The 3,173-nt window shown below is 44.5% G+C and carries 5 protein-coding genes and 1 pseudogene; all 6 read right to left on the reverse strand.

The genetic code is table 11. The features are described from left to right. Positions 1-248, reverse strand: a pseudogene (locus NCCP2331_RS18080) (hypothetical protein); the annotation flags it as partial. Next, a complete protein-coding gene (locus tag NCCP2331_RS18085; protein ID WP_251672093.1) occupies positions 245-589 on the reverse strand; it encodes a phage head completion protein in 345 nt (114 codons plus the stop codon). The pseudogene NCCP2331_RS18080 and the gene NCCP2331_RS18085, both read right to left, overlap by 4 nt. After that, positions 586-912 carry a head-tail connector protein gene (locus tag NCCP2331_RS18090; RefSeq protein WP_251672094.1) on the reverse strand — a complete coding sequence of 109 codons (327 nt, stop codon included), beginning with the start codon at positions 910-912 and terminating at the stop codon, positions 586-588. Before NCCP2331_RS18090 ends, NCCP2331_RS18085 begins: the two co-directional genes overlap by 4 nt. 14 nt (positions 913-926) lie before the next feature. Beyond that, a complete protein-coding gene (locus NCCP2331_RS18095; protein WP_251672095.1) occupies positions 927-2,129 on the reverse strand; it encodes a phage major capsid protein in 1,203 nt (400 codons plus the stop codon). 14 nt (positions 2,130-2,143) lie between these two features. Continuing rightward, positions 2,144-2,731: an HK97 family phage prohead protease gene (locus NCCP2331_RS18100; RefSeq protein WP_251672096.1), complete on the reverse strand. Its 588-nt coding sequence runs from the start codon at positions 2,729-2,731 to the stop codon at positions 2,144-2,146. Further along, positions 2,721-3,173 (reverse strand): phage portal protein (locus NCCP2331_RS18105; protein ID WP_251672097.1); only part of this gene is annotated, 453 nt, incomplete at its 5' end. The genes NCCP2331_RS18100 and NCCP2331_RS18105, both read right to left, overlap by 11 nt.

Here is a 3,173-nt window from a genome sequence, read left to right on the forward strand (position 1 = left end):
TTTTTTGGACCTTTCCATTTGACTGTTATAGTACGCACGCCGTTTAAATCATGCGGTCCATGCAGCGTCATTTCGTCCAACGAAGCACCAGTATCTTTAAATGTTTCAAACTGCGATTGCAATTCTTTCACAAATACATCTGCGCCCGCTCGCAGTGCTTTATCAGTAAGCATCTGCATTGTGCGCGGGCCGTATTTAGCATCTAAATCTTTCATGAGCCTTGACAATCCAGTTATTTTTACACTCATGAAATCAACCCCGCAATCACCGTCATAAAACGTTTATCCGTCATGTCGGGCTGAATGGTCTTGACATTATACCTCTTGCCAAAAAAACGACCGTCATCGATACCGACATAATGATGATTGTCGGGAATAAAATCACCGCGAGGATCACGAATAACAAGCGTCACATCTTCGAGTGTGCCATTTGCTTTCGCCTGTTCAATATCCCGCATCCACACCTTGTCCGCGGCTGCCCAGCAACTGTACAAGTTTCTGATTTCCGACTCGCCGGCTTCCGGGCCGTCACTTGGCGCGAATTCATAAAAGGTTATTCTGGTCTTTAATTCTCCGATTTCGCGAATCATAGACTCACCTCAATTACGACTGGAAGAGAGTAATAATTCCCCCGTAATTTTTGAATTGCGGACAACACTGCGTTAGGGGCATTGATCGCGTTATTCAAACGCCGCTCGCTGATCCCTAAACGGTTCTCATAATAAAAAGCCGTCTGCAACGCGACAGCTAAATTAAAATGCGGATTGTCTTTAAAAAACTCTTCATTACGCAACGGTTCCGTACTTACGCTGTCTTTGATCTCTTCTTCAGCCCACATTCGATATTCAACGATAAGATCATCCTCGAAAGAATGATCTACGCGCAAATGTTTCTTTAATAGTTCGAGATCCATCTAAATCCCTCCTATTACACTCCTGGAACAACAGCAGCTTCAGGTGTGAAGTTGACAATGATTACTGATTTCTTATCAAGAATACGAGCGTCTTGACGGACCGCGACCATTAGCGCTTCGCCGAAATGCATGTAATCCGTCCACTGCGCTTGGTACTGTGAACGAGAGAACAGCACGATTCCATCTTTCATGTTCCCAAGAATGATTTGGTGTGCATCTACATTGTCTGGAAGCATCTCATCCGGCAACACCTCAATACGAGCACCTAATAGACGTTTCGCGGTTGTTTCTTTGACATCAGCTTGCAACAAGTAATTTCCGTTTCCATCCTTTAACTTGTCGAGTGCGGCGTACGCAGATTGCGACATAATCGCTAAGTTGTTTTCGTAGTTTGGCTTGATGTTCTTGTTGACAACATCTTTCAGACCGTCAATACCTGTTGCGTCTTTTGTTTCAAACTTAGTAGACGCTCCATCTTCGCCCTTCCCACCATCTTTCAAGACTTTCAAAATCGCCGCGTTACGAGTAGCTGCGATCGTACGCGCCAACCAAGTTTTCAGCTCAGCCAGTACGTCAACTTGAGCATCTTCAATAGCTTCCTTCGAAATAAGGAAATAACCACGGTATGTCTTGATGTCATAACCAAGCATGAAGAACGGCTTTACAGCAAGCTCTGGGTTCTCTGCAAGTTCAGCGACTTCAGGAAGTGCCGCAACATCAGACGTTCGGACTACCGGGTATTTACCTGATCCATTCTTTACCGGTTTGATCGTTACATATTTGTCCAAATTGTATTCCATTTCTTTCAGTTTCATGATGTCATTTACAATTTCTTCTGGAATCACCACGAAACCAGAATCAGTCTTTAAACTTCCGCCTTGAATGTCCGCGGCGCGCGTCTCTAAATACGTTTGGAAATCGCGGCTTTCTTGCGACATTACCGGAGTATTGTCTACCACGCCGCGTTCCGGCAAGGTTGCTGTTTGCATTGAGCGAGATTCAGTATCTTCTTCAGGTTTTTTATTAGGTTGTTTATTCGCACCTTCTGGCTCCGTGCCTAGATTCTTCTTCAGGTTTTCGCGCGCTTCAATCTTTTCTTTTTCTTCATTTAACTTCCGAACTTCTTCAGTCAATGCTTTTACATCAACATCTTCATTTCCTTCCAACATCTTGCGGATTTCCGCTTTACGTGCTTCGATTTCTTGTAATCGTTTCATTATAAAATTCCTCCTTATAGGTACGTTTCTAGAATTAGTTTTTGTCGCGCCTCTTGCTCATTTACATATTGCTTGTACGGATCATTGCCGCGAGCGGCTACTCCGCTGTCCGGATATGCAGGCCAGGCAACTGGACTGATTTCCAAAAGTGCAGCGTCCGTAATAGTCCGAATAACAGAGTTATCGTCTGTTTCATCCCATTCTTGCCTGCGGGCCATAAATCCAAAACTTACACCATCCACATCACCGCGTTTAATAGTTTCGTAGGTGTCATTGCCAAGTGTAGTATTCGGAAGATCCAACTCAAATCGCAAACCAATATCATCTTCAAAAAGACGGAGAGTGCCATTTCCTGTACGACCTAATACCTTTGATGTGTCATGTGACCATAAAGCGCGCTGATCGTCCTTTTGCAAAGTCTCGGTAAACGCCCCTCGTTGAAACTGTTCGCGAAATTCCCCCATGAAACCGAGCGGATGCGATTTCATTTCCCACTTCAATGCGTATCCGGTGAGGGTTCGCTTACCGTCTTCTGATTCTCGTAATTCGATTGTGGATTGTTCCAGACCGCGCGTTTCAGGCAGCTGTTTCTCATTCGCCATTGTCCTCACCTCCTTTCGGTACAGGCATATTTTTAGCTTTCGCCATCTGATACTCTTCAATCATTTCAAGCGTTGTGAAGTTTAGAGAGATTAAGTGCTTATCACCCATATCACTCTCAATGGGCGGGTATCCTTTACGGCGACGCGCTTCATTCAGGCTGATTAGACCACCTGCTAAATCCTCTTTGATAATCTTGCTTTTTGTCTCCGCGTCGATGATCCGCTGATTGTCCGTATCAAACCAATAGCGCTTTGTTGTAATATCCGCATCAGGAATACACTTGAAATTCAATTCAGCCGTGAAACTTTCCAAGTACGGACTCAATGTATTGATTAAGTAGTCAAGGTTCATTTGTTCCAAGTTCATGTTGGATGTTTCCAATCCGAACTTATGGCGCGGTATACCGTACGCTTTAGCTACCTGTACGGTACTGTGGACGCT

The sequence above is a fragment of the Sporosarcina sp. NCCP-2331 genome (genome assembly GCF_023707945.1).
Lineage (GTDB): Bacteria > Bacillota > Bacilli > Bacillales_A > Planococcaceae > Sporosarcina > Sporosarcina cascadiensis.

Coding starts and splice junctions, on each gene's coding strand:
- NCCP2331_RS18100 (WP_251672096.1), bottom strand. CDS start 2,731: ATGGCGAATGAGAAACAGCTGCCTGAAACGCGCGGTCTGGAACAATCC.
- NCCP2331_RS18090 (WP_251672094.1), bottom strand. CDS start 912: ATGGATCTCGAACTATTAAAGAAACATTTGCGCGTAGATCATTCTTTC.
- NCCP2331_RS18095 (WP_251672095.1), bottom strand. CDS start 2,129: ATGAAACGATTACAAGAAATCGAAGCACGTAAAGCGGAAATCCGCAAG.
- NCCP2331_RS18085 (WP_251672093.1), bottom strand. CDS start 589: ATGATTCGCGAAATCGGAGAATTAAAGACCAGAATAACCTTTTATGAA.